General features: G+C 63.2%; 17 protein-coding genes. 13 read left to right on the top strand and 4 right to left on the bottom strand.

The window, feature by feature from the left end; translation table 11 throughout:
- Positions 1-54: 54 nt before the first annotated feature.
- Positions 55-894: a transketolase gene (locus tag N0P34_RS14240; protein ID WP_345774435.1), complete on the top strand. Its 840-nt coding sequence runs from the start codon at positions 55-57 to the stop codon at positions 892-894.
- Complete coding sequence (locus N0P34_RS14245; protein ID WP_275603241.1) at positions 894-1,853, top strand: transketolase C-terminal domain-containing protein; 960 nt, start codon at positions 894-896, stop codon at positions 1,851-1,853. The genes N0P34_RS14240 and N0P34_RS14245 overlap by 1 nt, the downstream gene beginning before the upstream one ends.
- A 166-nt stretch (positions 1,854-2,019) precedes the next feature.
- Here N0P34_RS14245 and N0P34_RS14250 read toward each other — a convergent pair whose 3' ends face one another.
- From N0P34_RS14250 to N0P34_RS14260, 3 genes are all read right to left on the bottom strand, one after another.
- Entirely contained in the window at positions 2,020-3,117 is a 1,098-nt protein-coding gene (locus N0P34_RS14250) for a M24 family metallopeptidase (RefSeq protein ID WP_275603887.1), read from the bottom strand.
- 294 nt (positions 3,118-3,411) lie between these two features.
- On the bottom strand, positions 3,412-5,001 hold the full coding sequence (locus N0P34_RS14255) for an ABC transporter substrate-binding protein (protein WP_275603888.1): 1,590 nt from the start codon (positions 4,999-5,001) through the stop codon (positions 3,412-3,414).
- Entirely contained in the window at positions 4,998-5,672 is a 675-nt protein-coding gene (locus N0P34_RS14260; protein ID WP_275603889.1) for an XRE family transcriptional regulator, read from the bottom strand. Before N0P34_RS14260 ends, N0P34_RS14255 begins: the two co-directional genes overlap by 4 nt.
- A 226-nt stretch (positions 5,673-5,898) precedes the next feature.
- Here N0P34_RS14260 and N0P34_RS14265 point away from each other — a divergent pair, with 226 nt between their 5' ends.
- The 5 genes from N0P34_RS14265 to N0P34_RS14285 all read left to right on the top strand — a co-directional run bounded on the left by N0P34_RS14265 (position 5,899) and on the right by N0P34_RS14285 (position 10,151).
- On the top strand, positions 5,899-6,876 hold the full coding sequence (locus N0P34_RS14265) for an ABC transporter permease (protein WP_275606991.1): 978 nt from the start codon (positions 5,899-5,901) through the stop codon (positions 6,874-6,876).
- 208 nt (positions 6,877-7,084) lie between these two features.
- Positions 7,085-7,987, top strand: coding sequence for an ABC transporter permease (locus N0P34_RS14270; protein WP_275603890.1), 903 nt, complete (start codon positions 7,085-7,087; stop codon positions 7,985-7,987).
- Positions 7,987-8,823 carry an ABC transporter ATP-binding protein gene (locus N0P34_RS14275; protein ID WP_275603891.1) on the top strand — a complete coding sequence of 279 codons (837 nt, stop codon included), beginning with the start codon at positions 7,987-7,989 and terminating at the stop codon, positions 8,821-8,823. The genes N0P34_RS14270 and N0P34_RS14275 overlap by 1 nt, the downstream gene beginning before the upstream one ends.
- Complete coding sequence (locus tag N0P34_RS14280; RefSeq protein WP_275603892.1) at positions 8,820-9,554, top strand: ABC transporter ATP-binding protein; 735 nt, start codon at positions 8,820-8,822, stop codon at positions 9,552-9,554. The genes N0P34_RS14275 and N0P34_RS14280 overlap by 4 nt, the downstream gene beginning before the upstream one ends.
- 102 nt (positions 9,555-9,656) lie before the next feature.
- Entirely contained in the window at positions 9,657-10,151 is a 495-nt protein-coding gene (locus N0P34_RS14285; RefSeq protein ID WP_275603893.1) for a GAF domain-containing protein, read from the top strand.
- Between the two features lie 213 nt (positions 10,152-10,364).
- On the opposite strand, the gene putA is transcribed toward N0P34_RS14285, so the two are convergent.
- Positions 10,365-13,748 (bottom strand): bifunctional proline dehydrogenase/L-glutamate gamma-semialdehyde dehydrogenase PutA, encoded by a 3,384-nt coding sequence (putA, locus tag N0P34_RS14290; protein WP_275603894.1) that lies wholly within the window; start codon positions 13,746-13,748, stop codon positions 10,365-10,367.
- 122 nt (positions 13,749-13,870) lie between these two features.
- On the opposite strand from putA, the gene N0P34_RS14295 reads away from it, so the two are divergent.
- The 6 genes from N0P34_RS14295 to N0P34_RS14320 all read left to right on the top strand — a co-directional run bounded on the left by N0P34_RS14295 (position 13,871) and on the right by N0P34_RS14320 (position 19,879).
- Positions 13,871-14,338 (top strand): Lrp/AsnC ligand binding domain-containing protein, encoded by a 468-nt coding sequence (locus N0P34_RS14295; protein WP_275603895.1) that lies wholly within the window; start codon positions 13,871-13,873, stop codon positions 14,336-14,338.
- Positions 14,339-14,523: 185 nt separating this feature from the next.
- Positions 14,524-15,663, top strand: coding sequence for an HPP family protein (locus N0P34_RS14300; protein ID WP_275603896.1), 1,140 nt, complete (start codon positions 14,524-14,526; stop codon positions 15,661-15,663).
- A 229-nt stretch (positions 15,664-15,892) separates the two neighbouring features.
- Positions 15,893-16,930 (top strand): polyamine ABC transporter substrate-binding protein, encoded by a 1,038-nt coding sequence (locus N0P34_RS14305; protein ID WP_275603897.1) that lies wholly within the window; start codon positions 15,893-15,895, stop codon positions 16,928-16,930.
- A 264-nt stretch (positions 16,931-17,194) separates the two neighbouring features.
- Positions 17,195-18,019: an ABC transporter permease gene (locus N0P34_RS14310; protein WP_275603898.1), complete on the top strand. Its 825-nt coding sequence runs from the start codon at positions 17,195-17,197 to the stop codon at positions 18,017-18,019.
- Entirely contained in the window at positions 18,016-18,807 is a 792-nt protein-coding gene (locus tag N0P34_RS14315; protein WP_275606992.1) for an ABC transporter permease, read from the top strand. Before N0P34_RS14310 ends, N0P34_RS14315 begins: the two co-directional genes overlap by 4 nt.
- A 10-nt stretch (positions 18,808-18,817) precedes the next feature.
- On the top strand, positions 18,818-19,879 hold the full coding sequence (locus N0P34_RS14320; RefSeq protein WP_275603899.1) for an ABC transporter ATP-binding protein: 1,062 nt from the start codon (positions 18,818-18,820) through the stop codon (positions 19,877-19,879).
- Positions 19,880-20,147: the final 268 nt, after the last annotated feature.

Genomic DNA, 20,147 nt, shown 5'->3' on the forward strand with positions numbered 1-20,147 from the left:
GCAGCAAGCTGATCAAGCGACTTCGACTGCTGCCCAGACAGGAACAATCCGCCCGTGCCCACCCCCGCCCTCGATCTCCGCAATGATCGCGTCACCGCAATCGCCGCCCAGGCGCTGTGGATTCGCCGCCGCAGTTTCCAGATGGTGTACGAGGCGCGGCAGGGGCATCCCGGCGGGGATTTCAGCGCCGCCGATATTCTCGCGACGCTCTATTTCGGCGTGCTGCGCCATGATCCGAAGCATCCCCGCGATCCCGCGCGCGACCGGTTCGTGATGAGCAAGGGCCACTGCACCGGCGCCTTCTATTCCGTTTTGGCCCGCGCAGGCTTCTTCCCCGAGGCCGATCTCAAATCCTATATGAAGCCGCTCTCCAGGCTGAACGGCCATCCCAACCGCAATTATCTGCCGGGGGTCGAGACCAATACCGGCCCGCTGGGCCATGGTCTGCCGGTCGCGACGGGCATTGCCATTGCCGGCCAGCTCGACAATGCCGATTTCCGCACCTTCGTGCTCACCGGCGACGGCGAGCTGCAGGAAGGCAGCAATTGGGAATCGGCGCTCACCGCCGCGCACCGCAAGCTCGAGAACCTCACCCTCATCATCGACCGCAATCGGCTGCAGCAGGGTGCGCGCACCGAGGACACCGCCTCGCTCGATCCGCTGGATGACAAATGGCGCGCCTTCGGCTGGCATGTCGAGATCGTCGATGGTCACGACCATGGTGCGCTTCTCGATGTCCTCTCCGCCTCGCCCAAGGGTCGCGGCAAGCCGCTCTGCATCATTGCCAATACCTTCAAGGGCAAGGGCGTCAGCTTCATGCACGACAATGTCGCCTGGCATCATGGCGTGCCCAACACGGAACAGTTTGAGCAAGCCATGGCGGAGTTGGTCTGATGAGCGCTACTGCCCCTGCAAAAGCCGGTCTCTTTGATTGCCGCGACAGCTTTGCCTCGACCATCGAGGCCTTGGCCGCAGCCGATCCGCGCATCGTCACCGTGGTCAGCGACAGCGTCGGCTCGTCCAAGCTGGGTGGCTTCCGCAAGAAATTCCCAGAGCGCATGGTCAATGTCGGCATTGCCGAACAGACGCTGGTGGCTGTCGGTGCCGGTCTCGCCAATGGCGGCAAAATCCCGTTCGTTTCGGCTGCCTCGTGCTTCATCACCGGCCGCGCGCTGGAACAGGTCAAGGCCGACATTGCCTATTCCAATGTCAATGTGAAGCTCATCGGCCAGTCGAGCGGCGTCGCCTATGGCGAGCTCGGCCCGACCCACCATTCGATCGAAGACCTCGCCTGGCTGCGCCTCTTCACCAATCTCAAGCTGATCGTGCCGGCTGACCCGTGGGAGACGGCGGAGGCGATCAAGGCCGCCGCCGATCATGACGGCCCGGTGTTCGTCCGCGTCAGCCGCATGGCCGTGCCGGCACTGGAGCGTCCCGCCGGGGCAAGATTCGAGATCGGCAAGGCCGAAACGCTGGTTGAGGGTTCGGACGCCACCATCATCGCGAGCGGCACCACCGTCCACCGCGCCGTCGCGGCGGCCAAGACGCTTGCCGCGGAGGGCATTTCGGTCCGCGTCGCCAACATGTCGACCGTCAACCCGCTCGATGATGAGGCTATTGCTGCCGCCATCGACACCGGCGCCATCGTCACTGTCGAAGAGCACTCCGTCCGCGGCGGTCTCGGCGGCGCCATTGCCGAAGTGGTGAGCACCACCAATCCAGTGCCCATGCGCATTCTCGGCTTCCCCGGCTTCGTGCCGACCGGCTCGGCCGAGTGGCTGTTCGACAATTTCGGGCTCAATGAAGCCGGCATTGGTGACGCCGTGCGCCAGACTATCGCCCGCAAGAAATGACCGTTCCCGGCCTCATCCTCGCCATCGACCAGGCCCCCCACCTCCCCCCTGATAGGGAGAGGCATAAATCGTGTCTGCCGCAATTTTTGTGCGCCAAAGAACCAGTCCCTCCCCTCCCGGGGGAGGTTAGGAGGTGGCTTCGGCACCCACCATTTTCGGTGGAGCCTTAAGCCCCCACGGCAGTCCGCGGCATTTCGGAGAATATCTCCGCCTTGCCGTTGCGTATGATGACGATCTCCTCGAGCCGCAGGCCGAAGCGCCCCTGCAGGTAAATTCCCGGCTCGATCGAGAACACCATGCCTTCGTCCAAAACGGTTTCGCTCGTGCCGGTGATATAGGGCGCTTCGTGCACGTCGATGCCGAGGCCATGACCGGTCCGGTGCAGGAATTTTTCGCCATAGCCGGCAGCGGTGATGACATCGCGCGCTGCCTTGTCGATTTCCTTGGCCTGAACACCCGGCTTGACCGCGGCAAGCGCGGCTTCAACAGCTCGGTTCACGATGTCATGGATCTCGTCATAGCCCTCAGGCTTGCTGCCGAAATAGCCCATGCGCGTCATGTCGGAGGGGTAGCCATTGATGCGGCCGCCAATGTCGAGCAGCACGGCATCGCCAGCCTTGAGCCTGGTTGCACCGGTGTGGTGATGCGGGAACGCGCCATTGGCGCCGAAGCACACCGAGATGAACTGGGTCGTCGCGCCGTTATCCTTGTAGAATTTGGCGATGACCTCGGCCACTTCGACCTCGGTGATCCCCTCTTTCAGCGCGGCAAAACCGGCCGCCATGGCCCCGTCATTGAGCAGGTGCGAGGCTTTGAGCAAATCATACTCGGCCTGGTCCTTGCGCGAGCGCAGATAGCCGACCGTGTCCTGGGTGAACCGGCGCGAAGCCCCGGGCAGCGCATCGAGCAGCAGCAGCGCGAAATCGGCGCGCATGGTTTCGTCGATCACCACGGATGGGCTGACCCGCGAAATGCCGGTGGCGTCGATCAATTGGTCCAGCGCCGCGTTCGGGCCCTCGGCATCTGCCCATGAGAAGAACGGTAGATCCGTGTGCTGGCGCGAGCTGTCGGCATTGAGCGCCGGCATCAGGAAACCGGCAAAATCCTTGCTCACCAGCAGCATGACCGGCCGCTCATCGCCATGCGGGGAGAGATCGGCGAGATAAGTCATGTGGCTCGAAGGGCCGATCACGACCAGGTCCGTATTCGTGTCGGACATGCGCTGGCGCAGCTTGGCCATGCGGGCGGATAGTGTTGGATTCATGAGAATAACTCGCTGGTTTGCTTATGGGGCGCGGCCCCTCACCCTAACCCTCTCCCCGGGGGGCGATGGAAGACGACCGGCGCGCTTGCAGAGATTGTGCCACAAACTCGATCCAGTCCCCTCGCCCCTCTGGGGAGAGGGCTAGGGTGAGGGGTCTATCAATTTTCAAAAGAGGAGGCGGAGCCGGACGGGAGGAGGAGTGCCCGGCTCCGCGAGACGACGACATGAGGGACAGCCGTCGTCTATCTCGAGAACATGCGGGGCCATCGACCCCGCATAGAATCCGCTGGCGGATCAGTTCTTCGTTACGAGGCGGTAGTACACGAAGTCCGAATTGGAGCCATTCACATAACCGTCAACATTGCTGCCCATGGCGATCTGCAGGGCCGCCTGGAACATGATGACGATCGGGCTTTCGGCCTGAACCTTCTTTTGAAGGTCGATATAGAGCTCGTTACGCTTGCTCTGATCGGCTTCGGCCAAGGCTGCGGTCACTTCGTCATTCATTTCCTGAGGCACGGCCCAGGCGTTACGCCAGGTCGTTGTCGCGGTGTAGTTGTCGTCCGCATTGTTGGAATTGTAGGCGAACGCCTTGGCGTTGGAGTGCGGATCCATGAAGTCCGGGCCCCAATAGAGCAGCATGGCCTGGTGCGTACGCTCACGGTACTTGGTGATCACCTGGGCACCGGTGCCGGGCAGGATATCGAAATTGATCCCCGCTTCTGAGAAACCGGCCTGCAGCGACTGCGCGATGTCGGTGAACGGGGTCGAGTTGATCACGTCCAGCGTGACGTTGATCGGCGTCTCGATGCCGGCATCGGCCAGGATCTGCTTGGCCTTTTCGACGTCATAGGTGAACGGGGTCTCGTCATAGGAACCCGGGAAACCCTTGGGCCAGAAGGCCTGGTGCTTTTCCATCTGGCCCTTGAGGAAGGTCTGGGTCATGCCGTCATAATCGACGAGATAACGCGCAGCTTCCCAGATGGCCGGATTGGTCAGCTCTTCGGTCTTCTGGTTGAACGAAAGGAAGTGCACGGCCGCCTGCGGATAGGTCTCGACCTTGACCGCATCGCTCGCGAGACCCGCCACCTGGTCGGAAGTCAGGTTCTTGGCGATATCGACGTCGCCCGAGTTGAGCAGCAGCTGCTGGGTTGCCGCTTCCGCAACGTGACGGATCAGCACCTGCTTCATCGCCGGCGCGCCGTTCCAATAGGTCTCGTTGGCGGTGAGGCGAACCAGTTCGGCCGGACGGTAGTCGGTCAGGACGAACGGGCCGGAACCGGCCGAATTGGTGTTGAGCCAGGCATTGCCCCAGTCACCATTTTCCTCGTGCTCGCGCACAAGAACTTCGTCGACGATGGCGCCCGGACGGGCCGCAAGCACGTTCAGCACGAAGGCCGACGCGAAATCACCATCCCACTTCACGACGACCTTGTTGCCGTCCACGGTCACCATCTCGTCGATGTTTTCCGGGGTCCAGCCAAGCTGGGTCAGGATGAAGGCCGGGGTCAGGTTCAGCGTCACGACGCGCTTGAACGAGAACTGCGCGTCTTCGGCGCGGACAGGATTGCCCGAGGCGAAAGTGGCGCCGTCACGCATGGTGAAGGTCAGCGTCTTGGCGGCTTCGTCGGCAACCCATTCCGACGCCAGACCCGGTGCCAGCACCGTGGTGTCGGCGGCGTCGTACTGGACGAGCTTGTCATAGAGGTTGGCGTTGATCTCGCCGGCCGAGAATTCATAGGCCTGTGCGGGATCGAGCGCGACGATATCGTCGATGTTCTGGGCGATGACCAGCGCATCGGCGGGGGTAGCGGCATAGGCTGCGCCTGCCGCCAGCGGCAGGGTCAGCGCTGAGGCCAGCAAGGCAGCGCGAAAGAGCTTCATGAGTGTTTCTCCTTTGGGGTGATTTTTTTGTTGGCCGGCTTATTGGTGCCGGGTTTGGGTTTCGCGACTGCCGACCGCTGCGGGCGGGCCGTCGACCGAAAGAGTGCCAGCGTGCCCGTCCACAGGAGACGCGCAGGCCGGTCCGTGTGGTTGGACCAGGAATGGGGGCGGTTGCCGCGAAAATGCAGGCTGTCGCCCGCATTCATCACCATGTCCTCGCCGTCCAGCCGCTGGGTGATCGAGCCGTCCAGCACGAAGAGAATCTCCTCGCCCTCATGCGCCACCGTTTCCGAGCGATAGCCCGGCGGCACGGTCATCAGGAAGCTGGAGAGCTGGTTGCCCGGAAAATCGGCGCCGAGCCGCTCATAGACCACCGAGGAACCATCGATCGAAAACCGGCTTCGCTCTTCCGAACGGGTCAGGGCATTCTGCGGCGCAGGCGCCGAAATGAAATAGTCGATGGGAACGCCCAGGGCCCGCGCGATCTGCGCCAGCGTGCCGAGCGAAGGCGTCGCATGGTCACGCTCCACCTGACTGAGATATCCTACCGACACTTCGGCAATTTCACCCAATTGCATCAGGGTCATGTGCTGCTGACGGCGGCGGGCACGGATCAACGCGCCCACTTTTGGGTGCCTCCCTTGCGCTCGTGCAGTGGCCTCTTCCGCCATTGTCCCTCACCAAAATTTTTTTGATATAAGCAAAGTTTCTTGTATGGTGGAAGTGAAATATAAAGGTTTCCCGCTCCGCAAGAGAGTCATCCTGCGGCGATAAGTTTTTGTTTGTACAAGAGGTTTTCGCGTGAGCGTTGATCAGCCACCCGTTGAAGTAGCGCCCTCCTCCGTCTCGACGTCAAAGCGCGTCGGCAGACGGTTTTCGGCGCTCGCCGGGTTCCTCATCACGCTTTTCCTCACTTTTCTTGGCCTTTTGGCCATCACCTTCTTCATCGGCCGTGTCATCCCGATCGACCCGGTTCTGGCAGTCGTCGGCGACAGGGCGACGCAGGCTCAATATGATGCCGCTGCCAGCGCCATGGGCCTCGACCGCCCGATCTACGAGCAGTTCATTTCCTATGTCGGCAATGTTCTGACCGGCGATCTCGGCCGCTCTGTTTCGACCGGCCGCCCCGTGGCCGAAGACCTCAGCCGCTTCTTCCCCGCCACTTTCGAAATGGCCACGCTCGGCATTCTGATCGGCATCGCGCTGGGCGTACCGCTCGGGGTCACCGCGGCCGCCCGCCAGGGCAGCTGGCTCGACCAGGCGATCCGCGTCGTCGGCCTCCTGGGCTATTCCGTCCCCGCTTTCTGGCTGGGCCTTGTCGGCCTTGCCGTCTTTTACGCCCGCCTGCGCTGGGTGGGTGGCCCGGGCCGGCTCGACATCTTCTATGACGGCCTCGTCCAGCCCGTCACCGGCATGATCCTCATCGACAGCCTCATTCGCGGTGAGATCGACATCTTCTGGAATGCGCTCTGGCACATCGTCCTGCCGGCGTCCGTGCTCGGCTTTTTCAGCCTCGCCTATATCGCTCGCATGACGCGTTCCTTCATGCTCGACCAGCTCAACCAGGAGTTCGTCACCACGGCGCGCGTCAAGGGCGTGCCCGAGCGGATCGTGATCTGGCGCCACGCCTTCAACCCCATCCGCGTGCCACTGATCACCGTCATCGGCCTCTCCTATGCCGGTCTTCTCGAAGGCTCGGTGATGATCGAGACGGTGTTCTCCTGGCCCGGCATCGGCAATTACCTCACCACGGCCCTGCTCAACGCCGACATGAACGCCGTGCTCGGTTCGACCCTCGTGATCGGCGCCGTCTTCATCTTCATCAACAAGGTCTCCGACGTGCTCTACCGCGTCCTCGACCCGAGGGCCCGGTGATGGTGAGTTCTGTTTTCGCGGCCACACCCCTCACCCTGACCCTCTCCCCGGAGGGGCGAGGGGACGCATGGGATAGAGCGGTGCGCGCAAGGATGATGCGGCTTTTGCCGCGGCGAATGAAAAATGCACCGGCCGAGCCCCCTCGCCCCTCTGGGGAGAGGGTTGGGGTGAGGGGCCTTTCGTTCATGTCTCAAAAAGGAGTCTCCGCATGACCACTCGCGACTGGCTCCTCGCCGATAGCCCCACTTCCCGCTGGCAGGCCAATGCCGGGCGCGCCTATCGCGTCCTGACAGCCCTGCTGCGCAATCCGCTCTCGGTCCTCGGCGGCCTCATCATTCTCGTCCTGCTGCTCACGGCCGCCTTCGCGCCGTGGATTGCCCCCTATTCTCCCACCGGGCAGAACCTCGGCAATCGCCTGCTGCCGCCCTCGGGCGAGCACTGGATGGGCACGGACGAGCTCGGCCGCGACATCTTCTCGCGCGTCGTCTATGGCTCCCAGATCACGCTGACCATCGTGCTGCTGGTGGCCCTGATCTCGGCTCCGCTCGGCCTCCTCGTCGGCGCCATTGCCGGTTATTTCGGTGGCTGGATCGACCGCATCCTCATGGGCTTCACCGACATTTTCCTGTCGCTGCCCAAGCTGATCCTGGCGCTGGCTTTCGTCGCCGCGCTTGGCCCGGGCATCAACAATGCCATCATCGCCATCGCCATCACCTCCTGGCCCGCCTATGCGCGTATTGCCCGCGCCGAAACACTGACCATCCGCAATGCCGAATATATCTCGGCGGTGCAGCTGGCCGGTGGCGGCCCCATCCGCGTCATCGTCCAGCACATCCTGCCGCTTTGCACCTCCTCGATGATCGTGCGCGTCACCCTCGACATGGCTGGCGTCATCCTCACCGCTGCCGGTCTCGGCTTTATCGGCCTTGGCGCCCAGCCGCCCCTGCCCGAATGGGGCGCGATGATCTCGCGCGGCCGTACCTTCATCCTCGACCAGTGGTGGGTCGCCACCATGCCCGGCTTTGCCATCATCATCGTCTCCCTCGGCTTCTGCTTCCTCGGCGATGGTCTGCGCGACGTCCTTGATCCCAAGAACGAGGGCAAGAGCTGATGACCATGCCCCTTCTCGAAGTCGAAAATCTTCGCGTTTCCTTCCCGACCCACTCCGGCCGCGTCGAAGTGGTGAAGGGCCTCTCCTTCACGCTCGGTCGCGAGCGTCTGGGCATTGTGGGTGAAAGCGGCTCCGGCAAATCCATGACCGGCCGCTCGATCCTCAAACTCATCCGCAAGCCAGGCGAGGTCACCGCCGACAAGCTCAGCTTTGATGGCATCGACATTCTCGCCCAGAGCGAAAAGCAGATGCGCTCGATCCGCGGCGCCCGCATTTCCATGGTGATGCAGGACCCCAAATTCTCGCTCAATCCGGTCATGACGGTGGGCGCGCAGATCGCCGAGGCCCTGGTGACCCACCAGAAACTGCCGCGCCGCGACGTGCAGGCCCGCGTGCTAGAAATGCTGCGTGCCGTCCGCATCAACGATCCCCAGCGCGTCGCCACACTCTACCCGCATGAAGTTTCGGGCGGCATGGGCCAGCGCATCATGATTGCCATGATGCTGATCCCGGAGCCTGAATTGCTGATCGCCGACGAACCGACCTCGGCGCTCGACGTCTCCGTCCAGGCGCAGGTGCTCGACATCATCGACGACCTCGTCACCCGCAAGGGCATGGGGCTCATCCTCATCAGCCACGATCTGGCTCTGGTCAGTCGTTATTGCGACCGCGTGCTGGTGATGAATTCGGGCCGCGTGGTCGAAGAATGCGCCGCCGGTGAGCTAGACAAGGCGCAGCATCCCTATACGCGGGGCCTGCTCGCAGCCATGCCCGTCATCGATGAAATAAGAGAAGAACTGCCGGTGCTCGACCGGACACAATGGGCCGGCACATGATCGCCATCGACCTCAAGAATCTCGACATCTCCTATGGCGACACCAAGGTCGTCCATGATGTCACCCTGTCCATTCCCGAGGGCGAGAGCTTTGCCCTTGTCGGGGAAAGTGGCTCGGGCAAATCCACCATTTTGCGCGCCATTGCCGGCCTTGCGCCGGACTGGACGGGCGAGATTTCCGTCCTTGGCCAGCCCCGGAGCCACCGGATCGACCGGGCTGTCTCGCGCCAGGTCCAGATGGTGTTCCAGGACCCCTATGGCTCGCTCCACCCGCGAAAAACCATCGATGCTGCCCTCACCGAACCGCTGGCCATCCATGGCATCGGCAATCGTGGCGAACGGGTCGACGCCGTCCTGCGCTCGGTTGGTCTCGACCAGCGCTTCCGCTTCCGCTTCCCCCATCAGCTCTCGGGCGGCCAGCGCCAGCGCGTCGCCATCGCCCGCGCGCTGATGCTCGAACCCAAGGTGCTGCTGCTCGACGAACCGACTTCGGCGCTCGACGTGTCGGTGCAGGCCGAAATCCTCAATCTCTTAAAACGCCTCCGCCGCGAGCAGAATCTCACCTATCTCATGGTGACGCACAATCTGCCCGTCGTCAGCTTCCTCTGCGATCGCCTTGCCGTCATGCGCCATGGCCGCATCGTTGAAGTCGCCGACGTCGCCCAGCTCAAGGCCGGCCAACTCAACGAGCCCTATTCGATGGAACTGCTCGCCGCCACTGAAGGCGGCTAGGGCCCAAGGCTGCCGCTATCTCCCCTCGCGGGGAGTGTTGGGGAGGAGAAACCGGCTCGGCCCAACGAGCCTCCGCATCTACCAGACCAAGGACTACCCTCAATGACTGACCACCAGGCCGCCCTCGCCACTTTCGACGTGGCAATCGCCAAGGCCAAGAGTGCCGAGCAGGCCTTCTCCGCCCTCCAGAACCTCGTCCAGGCCACTGTCGGCGCCAAGCTTTTCACTGTCATGCAAGTCGATATGGCCGCCGAGCTGTCGCGCCGCGCCTATACCAGCGACCCCGCCAATTACCCGGCCTCGGGCACCAAGCCGCTCAATTACGGCCCCTGGTTCGACGTCGTGCACGGCCGCCGCGAATATTTCGTCACCAACACCATCGAAGACATCGCCAAGGTGTTCTTCGACCATGAGCTGATCAATTCGCTCGGCTGCCAGTCGGTCGTCAATATGCCAGTGATTGTCGGCGACGTGCTGGTTGGCACCGTCAACATGCTCGATGTCACCGACTATTACACGCCTGAGCGCGTCCAGCAGATCCGCGACCTCATTTCGATCCCGGCCAAGCTCGCCATGCTGGTCGCGCTGCGCGCCTGAGTTTTTGGGTTCTTGGAAGAGTGCTTTCGCCATCTCATGGAGAGAGCGCACTCTGGGCGCCTACCGGGTCACCTATCGCCACCGTGTCATCGCGGAAATTAACAGTCCAAACTCGATGCGTCCCTCCCCCTATCAGGGGGAGGTTAGGTGGGTGTACCGCGCCGCCCGTCAAAAAGAAAAGGGCGGGAGAAACCCCCGCCCCATCCGTTCCCGTTAACCCGCTTCGGCCATCAGGCTGGCATTTCCGCCAGCTGCCGTCGTGTCGATGCAGACCTGGCGCTCCAACTGCAGGCGGGCGACATCGCCCGGGCCGGTCAGCAGCGGCAGGATAGCGCCATCGCGCGCGGCCAGCGCCTTGCGGATCTGCACCAGCTCCTCGCCTTCGCCAAAGAACGCCACCGCCTCGAACGTCGTGGCATTTGCCAGCATCTCAAGATCCACCGGCACAACCAGCGGCACGCAACCGGCCGTCTCTGCCATACGTCGCTGGGTCACCAGATCCTGTCCGCTCGGTCCCAGGCACAGCACGGTTCCGCGCGGCGCGACATGGAGCACATTGCTCTCGCCGGTCGGTCCGGGCAGCGTCAGCGCAGCGGATTGCAAATCCGCATACCCTGTGGTGAAGCGCGGCAGATAGTGCGGCCCGCCCGCCTTGGGCCCAGTGCCCGACAGGCCCTCGCCACCAAATGGCTGGCTGCCCACCACCGCACCGATCTGGTTGCGATTGATGTAGATATTGCCAGCGTGGACCGAGGCGGAGACCTTCTTAACCCGGCTCGAAATGCGAGTGTGCATGCCAAAGGTCAGGCCATAGCCCGAGGCGTTGATCGCGGCGATCACCTTGTCGATCTCATCGGCCTTGAAGGTCGCCACATGCAGCACCGGCCCGAAGATTTCCTCCGGGATATCCTCTACGCCATTCACCTTGAGCACAGTCGGGGCGACGAAATTGCCCTTGGCCGGCGTCTTGAGCGCGTGAATCACCTTTGCCGCATTAACGCGCAGATAGGTCTCGATCTTTTCGCGCGCCGGCTGATCGATGATGGGGCCGATATCGGTGGCGAGGTCCCAGGGATTGCCCAGCGTCAGCTCGTCCATCGCACCCTTGAGCATGGTCAGCGTCCGCTCGGCCGCGTCTTCCTGCACATAGAGCACGCGCAGCGCCGAACAGCGCTGGCCGGCCGACTGGAAAGCGGACGCAAGGATATCGCGCACCGCCTGCTCGGGCAGCGCTGTCGAATCAACGATCATCGCATTGAGCCCGCCCGTCTCGGCGATCAGCGGGGCCTTGGGGTCGAGGTTGTCCGCCATGGCGCGGTCGATGCGATGCGCTGTCGGCAGCGAGCCGGTGAACGCGACGCCGGCAATCCGGCTGTCCGAGGTCAAGGCCGTGCCCACATCCGGGCCACCCGGCACCAGATGGATGGCGTCGGCAGCAATCCCCGCTTCATGCATCAGCTGCACCGCCCGGAAGGCGATCAACGGCGTCTGCGGGGCGGGCTTGGCAACCACGCCATTGCCGGTCACCAGCGCAGCAGCGATCTGGCCGGTAAAGATGGCCAGCGGGAAATTCCACGGCGAGATCGCCGCAAACACACCCCGCGGCGCGCCCAGTTCACCCTCTTCGGCCTGCGCCGCGTAGTAGCGCAGGAAGTCGACAGCCTCGCGCACTTCCGCCACAGCGTCCGACCAGCTCTTGCCAGCCTCGCGCGCCAATAGCGCAAACAACTCGGCGCGATGGGCTTCATAGAGATCGGCGGTCTTGCGCAGCGCTGCGGCGCGGCTTGCCACGGGCGTCCAGGCCCAGTTGGACGCCGCCGCAGCCCCGATCGCTGCACCGACCTCTTCGACCGTCGCGGCAACGACGTGACCGACGACATCGTCGGGATCGGCCGGATTGATCACCGCGGCCGCAGAACCAGCGACCTCGCCCTCTCCGGCCGAAGCCGGGATCGTGGTCGCCAGCCATTTATGCGTGCGGAATTTTGCCCGCTCCGCGTCGACAGCACCGAGCGCTACCGGGTCGGTGATATCGAGGCCAGCCGAATTGTCCCGCCCGCCAAAAATGTCCTTGGGCAACGGAATGGCCGGGTTGGCAAAGCTCTCCAGTGCCAGCAGCTTGCCGATCGGGTCCTCGGCGACCTGTGCGGCCGGGATATCCTCGTCGGCAATCTGATAGACGAACGAGCCATTGGCGCCGTTTTCGAGCAGACGGCGCACCAGATAGGCCAAGAGGTCCTTATGCGCACCGACCGGCGCATAGATACGCGTGCGGGTCGAATGATTGGTGCGCAGCACTTCATGCAGCCGCTCGCCCATGCCGTGGAGGCGCTGGAACTCGTAGCTGTCGTTGAACCGCCCGGCTTCGGCGGCCAGATGCAGCACTGCCGCCGCCGTATGGGCGTTGTGCGAGGCAAACTGCGGGTAGATGCGCTTGCAGGTAAAGAGCTTTCGCGCCGCCGCAATGTAGCTGACGTCGGTGGTCGCCTTGCGGGTATAGACCGGGAAGTCGTCGAGCCCGAGCACCTGCGCGCGCTTGACCTCGGCATCCCAATAGGCGCCCTTGACCAGGCGCACCATGATCTTGCGATCGAGCTTTTCCGCAATGGCTTCCAGCCAGTCGATCAGCGGCAGGACACGCTTGCCATAGGCCTGCACCACCACGCCAAAACCGTCCCAGCCAGCGAGTTCCGGCGTTGCCAGAACGGCCTCGATGATTTCCATCGAGAGATCGAGGCGGTCGGCTTCTTCGGCGTCGATATTGAAGCCCATATTGGCGGCGCGAGCCGCCAGCGCCAGCTTTCGCGTCGAGTCCACCAGTTCAGTAAGAACCCGTTCGCGCTTGGCGAATTCATAGCGCGGATGCAGCGCCGAGAGTTTTACCGAAATGCCCGGATTGTCGCGCACGGCATCAGAGGTGCAGTGCGGCGCAAGGCTCGCGATGGCGCTGGCATAGCTCTCGAAATAGCGCTCGGCGTCCTCACTGGTGCGGGCGGCCTCGCCCAGCATGTCGTAGGAATAGCGATAACCCAGTGCCTCGGGCTTCCTGGCATTGCTGATGGCTTCATCAATAGTGCGGCCAAAGACGAACTGGCTGCCCAGCACGCGCATCGCCTGCGCAACGGCAGTGCGGATCACGGGCTCGCCCAGACGGGCGATGGCGCGGTGCAGCGCGTTCTTGGGGCCGACTTCCGGATCACCCAGAACATCTGCCGTCAGGCTGAGCGCCCAGGACGAGAAATTGACCAGCTGGTTGGACGAACCGCCAAAATGGCTGGCCCAGTCCGAACCGCCCACCTTGTCATGGATCAGCGCATCGACGGTCTCGGCATCCGGCACGCGCAGCAGCGCCTCGGCCAGCGACATCAGCGCCACGCCCTCATCGGTCGCGAGCCCATATTCGGCCAGGAAGCTCTCCATCAGCCCGAGCTTGTTGCCACTGCGGACCGTGGTCACCAGCTGCTCGGCATGGCCCGAGACGGCGCGGCGCTGCGCCTCGTCGAGGCCCGTCGCCTCGATGAGCTGGGGCACCAGCTGGTTTTCATCTGCATAGATGCGGGCGCGCATTTCCCCGCGGATGGCGTCGATATCGGTCATGGACATCACTCAAAAATCGTTGCCAGCAGATATGCCAGACCTCTCACAGGCGTTTCGCCTGATCATCTGGGACAGCGCCATCAATGCTGGTAATATGGCGGCCTCTCTTAGGCGAAACGACCATGAAAACCATCACCCACGAGACTTTGGACCAGATCGATCGTCGTATCCTCGATGAGCTCTCCCGCGATGGTCGCCTCAGCATAGCCGAGTTGAGCCGGCGGGTGAATTTATCCAAGACGCCCTGCCAGGCCCGCATCAAGCGGCTCGAGGCAGAAGGCTATATTCTGGGCTATCGCGCCGTCATCGATCCCGAGCGCCTTGGCCTGCCCCATGTCGCCTTTGTCGAGGTCAAGCTCTCCGACACCCGCAAGGCCGCGCTCGCCGCCTTCAACAAGGCCGTCCGCGCCCTCCCCGAGGTCGAGCAGGCCCACATGATCGCCTCGAGCTTCGATTATCTCTTAAAAGTCCGCACCAAAGACATCGCCGCCTATCGCGAAGTGCTGGGCGAAAAGATCTCCGCCCTGCCCCACGTCGCCCACACCTCCACCCACGTCTCGATGGAATCGGTCAAGGACCACGCGGAGTAGGGTTTGGGGGATCCCCCCCTAACCTATCGCGTTTGCCGCGATATTTATGAACCACCGGCAGATCTTTCCCCCTATCGGGGGGAGGCTAGGAGCGGGTATCCCCCCAGCAAGATTTTACCCAAACCCGCCGAACTTCGCATTCCCCGCCTTTGTTGCCGCGCGACGGCAATGCTATTGCCAGCGCCATGTCCCGCCTTGCCCGTTTCCTGCCCAATCTTGTCCCCGTCAGCCATCGCGAGAGGCTGCGCGCCTCCATTGGCGCCTTTATCGGCCTGCTGGCCACCGCGGCTCTGACGACACTGGCGCTGGGCAATGGCCCGGACTGGCCGCTGCTGATGGCGCCCATCGGCGCTTCGGCCGTGCTGCTTTTTGCCGTGCCGGCCAGCCCGCTGGCTCAACCCTGGTCCATCCTCGGCGGCAATTGCCTGGCTGCCATAGTCGGGGTCACCTGCGCGCAGTGGATCGGCGATGTGCCGCTTGCAGCGGCGCTGGCCGTCTCAGTCAGCATCGGGCTGATGCTGACTTTCAAATGCCTCCACCCGCCCAGCGGCGCCGTTGCGCTGACCGCGGTCATCGGCGGCCCGGCCATCACAGACCTCGGCTATGTCTTCGTCGCCTGGCCGGTCGCGGTCAATTCGCTACTGCTGCTTGCCATTGCGGTCGCCTTCAACCGGCTGACCGGCAAGGACTATCCGCACCGCCCGGCCGTCACCGCGCGTGCCGGTTCGGAGACCGCCCCTCAAGCGCTCAGCCTCGGCGTTACCGTCTCTGATCTCGAAAAGGCCATCGCCCAGCGCGACGAAGTGGTCAGCGTCGACCCCGTGGATCTGGGGGATGTCCTGCAGCGCGCCGAGATCATCGCCTTTGCGCGCCGCTCGGGCGACATCACCGCCGCAGCGATCATGACACGCGCGGTCACCACCATCGCCCCCGGCACATCGTTGCGCGTCGCGCTGCGCCTCCTCCGCAGGGAAGGCATCAAGGCCCTTCCCGTGATCGACGACGCCAGACGCGTGGTCGGCATTCTCACCCAGACCGATCTTCTCGACAAAGCCGATTGGGGCCCGAGCGCCAGTGCCAGCCGCTTTCTGCCCCGCGCTGATCGCCCCTTGCGCGGCAGGGTGCGCGATGTGATGACGCCCCTTGTCTCCACCATCCCCGCCGCCATGCCGCTGGCCATGGTCATCCAGCTCATGCTGCGCAGCGGCCACCACCATCTGCCCGTTGTCACCGACAACGGCACGCTGGCCGGCATTGTGACCCAGACCGATGTGGTCTCCGCCCTTTTCCATGCCAATGCGGTCGATATCGCCGAGGCGAGCTAGCGCACCTCTATCTTTAACCAAGCCTGGAGGTCGCGCTTGCCGCCGCCCACGATCCCGCTAACACGGGTCCGTGATCGCTTCCCAATGGCCCTGAATGCGATCAGCAAGGTGAGGAAAGCCTAAGAATTGAACTTGTATTACAAGCGCTGAAAAAATAGGCTCTTCTCCGCAGGGACATCACTATCAGCTTGCCCAACTTTCCCCGGTTTGGGCAAAAGGAACTCGAAAAATGTCAAGGTTCGTCGCCACCACTCTCGCGCTTGGTCTCGCCGCCACAGCCGCATTCGCAACGCCCGCTTTCGCTCAGACCAAGACCCTCACCATCTCCTGGTGGGGCTTTAACGGCGAAAAGCTTGAATCCATCGTCTTGGCTCCCTTCCGCGAACAGTGCGGCTGCGAGATCCAGTTCGAAACCGGCAATAATGGCGAGCGCCTGAACAAGCTGCAGATCCGCAACGGCGCCGGTGTCGACGTTGCCTATTTCTCCGACAGCTTCAGCCAGCAGGGCATCGATCTGGGCGTGTTCCAGAAGATCGATCCGTCCAAGATCCCCAACCTTGAAGGCATCTACGACCTCGCCAAGGATCCTCAGGGCGGCTACGGCCCGGCCTACACGATCGGCCGCGTGGGCGTCGTCTATGACAGCGAAAAGATCGCCTCCCCGATCACCTCGTGGAACGATCTCTGGCGCGACGACCTCGCCTCCTCGCTCTCGCTCCCCGGCATCACCACCACGGCTGGCCCGATGGTCGTGATGAAGGCCGGCGATCATGAAGGCGTCGACGCATTCGAGAACGCCGATGCCGCCTTTGCCGGCGTTGAAGCGCTCAAGCCGAACGTGGTCAAGAACTACAATACCGGCTCGGAGATGATTAACCTCTTCTCGACTGGCGAGATCACCGCCGCCATCGCGCAGGACTTCACCCTGGGCCAGATCCAGGCTGCGGTTCCCTCCGTCGTCTGGGCAGATCTCGAGGAAGGCTCCATCGCCACGCTCAACACGGTGAACATTCCGAAGGGCGCTGCCGAACCCGAGCTGGCTCACGAGTTCATCAACTTCATCCTCTCCACCGAAATCCAGCAGCAGCTGGCCGAACAGGGCGTCGATGCTCCCGTGGTCAAGTCCGTCACGCTCACGCCCGAGCAGGCTTCGCTCTGGACCTACGGCGCCGACGTGATCGATGGCCTGCAGCGTATCGACTACGCCAAGATGAACGCCGCCAAGGGCGGCTGGGTTGATCGCTGGAACGAAATCTTCGGCATGTAAGATTTGATCGGGGGCGTGGCGGTTATCGTCACGCCCCTTTTCGCTACGCCATCTGCTCTCCCGGCATCGCCGGCGCCCGATTGCAGAGCTGCGCGCCTGTCGCTACCGTAACAAGGGTGTGACGATTAGGCACTGAGCCAGCCGCTTTCTGCCATTTCCGAGCGGGTGCGACTTCTGTAGTACACCGCAATTCCGTTAAGTTCCTGCCCGGCAGGAAAGAGGCCCCGCCATTGGCGGGCGCACCGTCATTGTGAAGGCGAAAATATGAAACGCTTCGCAGGCTGGACGCTGGCATCGCCGGCAACCCTGTTGGTCCTCCTGGGCCTTGTGGTCCCTGTTGCCGCTACCATCTACACCACGTTCGGCACGCCGGGTGGCCCGCTCGCCACCTACCAGGCCTTCTTCGGCAGCAATTTCCGCCGCACCGTGCTGATCCGGACCATCAACGTCTCGCTGATTGTCACCGCCATTGCGCTCGTGGTCGGGTTCATCACCGCCTATGTGGTGTCGCGCGCGCCGGGCTGGCTCAAATCCATCCTGATCATCGCCGCCGTCTTCCCGCTGCTGACCGGCGTCGTGGTCCGCTCCTTTGCCTGGCTCATCATCCTGGGCAAGAACGGCATTCTCAATACCACCCTCGTCAATCTCGGCATAATCACCGAGCCGCTGCAAATGCTCTACACCCAGGGCTCGGTCATCGTGGCCATGGTCTATCTCTTCGTGCCGCTGATGATCCTGACGCTGGTCGGCGTGCTCGAAGCCATCCCGGACGACCTCATCCAGGCCTCGGCCTCGCTCGGCGCAAAGCCGTCGGCGACCTTCACCCAGGTCATCCTGCCGCTCGCCGTGCCCGGTCTCATCGTCGGCGCCGTGCTGGTGTTCACCGGCAGCTTCACATCCTACGCCACGCCACAGCTTCTCGGCGGCGAACAGGTGATGATGATGGGCACCCTCATGTACCAGCAGGCCATGGTCACCTTTGACTGGGTCAGCGCTTCCACCATCGCGGCCATCATGGTGGTCTTCACGATCGCCATCGTCATGGCGATGAACGCAGCGGCACGCCGCCTCAACCCGATGACCGTCTGATGCCAACCAAACTCCATCCCGCACTGATCGGCTTTACCGTCCTCGTCTTCTTCTTCCTGGTCGGGCCGCTCGTCATCGTCCTCGGCTCGGCGCTGAGCGACACCACCTTCCTCACCTTCCCGCCGCAGGGACTGAGCCTGAGGTGGTTCGAGAACATCTTTGCCATCGACGCCTTCCGGCGCACGATCACCACGAGCCTGCAGGTGGCCTTCATCGCCACCTTCGTGGCGCTGCTGATCGGCATTCCGGCCTCCTACGCCATGAGCCGCTATCGCATCCAGCTTCCGGGTTGGCTGTCGACGCTCTTCGTGCTGCCGGTTCTGGTGCCTGAACTGGTGCTGGGTTTCTCGCTTCTGAAAAACCTTGCCTTCCAGTTCAATGCGCCGATCTTCATCTCGCTGATCATCGGGCACACGATCCTCATCCTGCCCTATGTGATCCGGGTCATTTCGGCCTCGCTCGCCTCCTTCGATTTCTCCATCGAGGAAGCCGCGATCAGCCTGGGCTCGCCGCCGCTGAAGACCTTCTTCACCGTGCTGCTGCCCAATGTCCGCTCGGGCGTCATCGCCGCGTTCATCCTGGCCTTCATCACCTCGATCAACGATGTGTCGATCTCGATCTTCCTCACCGGACCGGGCATTTCCACCCTGCCTATCCAGCTGCTTGCTCATATGGAGCAATTCTTCGATCCCACCGTGGCTTCGGTTTCGGTTCTGCTCATGGTGCTCACCGTGGCCGTGATGGCCATTGTCGAGCGCACACTGGGCCTCACCTTCCTTGCCAAATAGAGGTCTCGCCGTGACCAAGCCCCTTTCCATCCGCAACATCACCGCCCACTACGGCCAGACCAAGGTTCTCGAAGACCTCTCGCTCGATATCGCAGAGGGCGAACTGGTCTCCCTGCTCGGCGCCTCGGGCTGCGGCAAGACCACCACCCTCCGCCTCGTCGCCGGCTTCCTGCAGCCGACCTCCGGCACGATCACGCTCGGGGGCAAGGACCTCACCCGCCTGCCCGCCCACCAGCGCGATATCGGCCTCGTCTTCCAGAACTACGCGCTCTTCCCGCACCTGACCGTTGCCGACAATGTCGGCTTCGGTCTCAAGCAGCGCGGCGTCTCCGGCGAAGCCAAGACCAAGCGCGTCACCGCCATGCTCGAGCGCGTCGGCCTCGCCCATCTGGCCGAGCGCCTGCCCGGCGCCCTCTCGGGTGGCCAGAAGCAGCGCGTGGCACTCGCCCGCGCCCTCGTCATCGAGCCACCGCTGCTGATGTTCGATGAGCCGCTGTCGAACCTCGACGCCAAGCTGCGCATCGACATGCGTGTCGAAATCCGCCAACTGCAGCGCGCCAATGGCACCACTTCGGTCTATGTGACCCACGATCAGGAAGAAGCCTTCTCGATCTCCGATCGCGTCGCCATCATGCATGCCGGCAAGATCATGCAGCTCGACACGCCGGAAAATCTCTACCAGCGTCCGGCCAATGCCTTCGTCGCCCGCTTCGTCGGCTTTGAAAACCTCGTGCCGATGAAGGTCGTCGCCCGCGACGGCGCCAAGGTCACGGCGGAAGCTGCCGGTGGCGTCCGCCTCACGCTCAGCCTCGAGCATTATGGCGCCATCCCCGGTGAGTTCGTGCTTGCCTGCCGCGCCGATGGCCTTGCCGTCACCGACGACATGGCCGCCGAAGGCATTCCGGCAAAACTGGGCCTCCGCACCTATCTCGGCCGCGCCTACCAGTACCAGGCCGAAACCGAAGCCGGCGCCCTCCTCGCTAACTGCCCCCTCACCCGCATCCTCGAGCCCGGCGCCAACGCCAAGCTCGTCCCCGTCCCCGAGCAGTGCACTATTCTGGCGGTGGAGTGAGAAGGGTAACCTTCACCACCTTTCAAGATGTCTCAGTCGTCTCCCTCCCCCTTGCGGGGAGGGATCAAGGGTGGGGGGGTGAGAGCCCCAATATCCGGGCTTCCAACACCCCCTCCCACCCTCCCCCGTCAAGGGGGAGGTGCCGGCCGGTGGGTGTAGCTCTATAGTGCCCCAATGAGATTTGTCAGGGCCGTCATTTGGGGTCCGACCGCACCAAGCACTCGATGCGCCACCTCCCCCTTGAAGGGGGAGGCTAGGTGGGGGTGAC

The organism is Devosia sp. FJ2-5-3, from assembly GCF_029201545.1.
Taxonomy (GTDB): Bacteria; Pseudomonadota; Alphaproteobacteria; order Rhizobiales; family Devosiaceae; genus Devosia.

Coding starts and splice junctions, on each gene's coding strand:
- N0P34_RS14245 (WP_275603241.1), top strand. CDS start 894: ATGAGCGCTACTGCCCCTGCAAAAGCCGGTCTCTTTGATTGCCGCGAC.
- N0P34_RS14250 (WP_275603887.1), bottom strand. CDS start 3,117: ATGAATCCAACACTATCCGCCCGCATGGCCAAGCTGCGCCAGCGCATG.
- N0P34_RS14255 (WP_275603888.1), bottom strand. CDS start 5,001: ATGAAGCTCTTTCGCGCTGCCTTGCTGGCCTCAGCGCTGACCCTGCCG.
- N0P34_RS14260 (WP_275603889.1), bottom strand. CDS start 5,672: ATGGCGGAAGAGGCCACTGCACGAGCGCAAGGGAGGCACCCAAAAGTG.
- N0P34_RS14270 (WP_275603890.1), top strand. CDS start 7,085: ATGACCACTCGCGACTGGCTCCTCGCCGATAGCCCCACTTCCCGCTGG.
- N0P34_RS14275 (WP_275603891.1), top strand. CDS start 7,987: ATGACCATGCCCCTTCTCGAAGTCGAAAATCTTCGCGTTTCCTTCCCG.
- N0P34_RS14280 (WP_275603892.1), top strand. CDS start 8,820: ATGATCGCCATCGACCTCAAGAATCTCGACATCTCCTATGGCGACACC.
- N0P34_RS14285 (WP_275603893.1), top strand. CDS start 9,657: ATGACTGACCACCAGGCCGCCCTCGCCACTTTCGACGTGGCAATCGCC.
- putA (WP_275603894.1), bottom strand. CDS start 13,748: ATGACCGATATCGACGCCATCCGCGGGGAAATGCGCGCCCGCATCTAT.
- N0P34_RS14295 (WP_275603895.1), top strand. CDS start 13,871: ATGAAAACCATCACCCACGAGACTTTGGACCAGATCGATCGTCGTATC.
- N0P34_RS14300 (WP_275603896.1), top strand. CDS start 14,524: ATGTCCCGCCTTGCCCGTTTCCTGCCCAATCTTGTCCCCGTCAGCCAT.
- N0P34_RS14305 (WP_275603897.1), top strand. CDS start 15,893: ATGTCAAGGTTCGTCGCCACCACTCTCGCGCTTGGTCTCGCCGCCACA.
- N0P34_RS14310 (WP_275603898.1), top strand. CDS start 17,195: ATGAAACGCTTCGCAGGCTGGACGCTGGCATCGCCGGCAACCCTGTTG.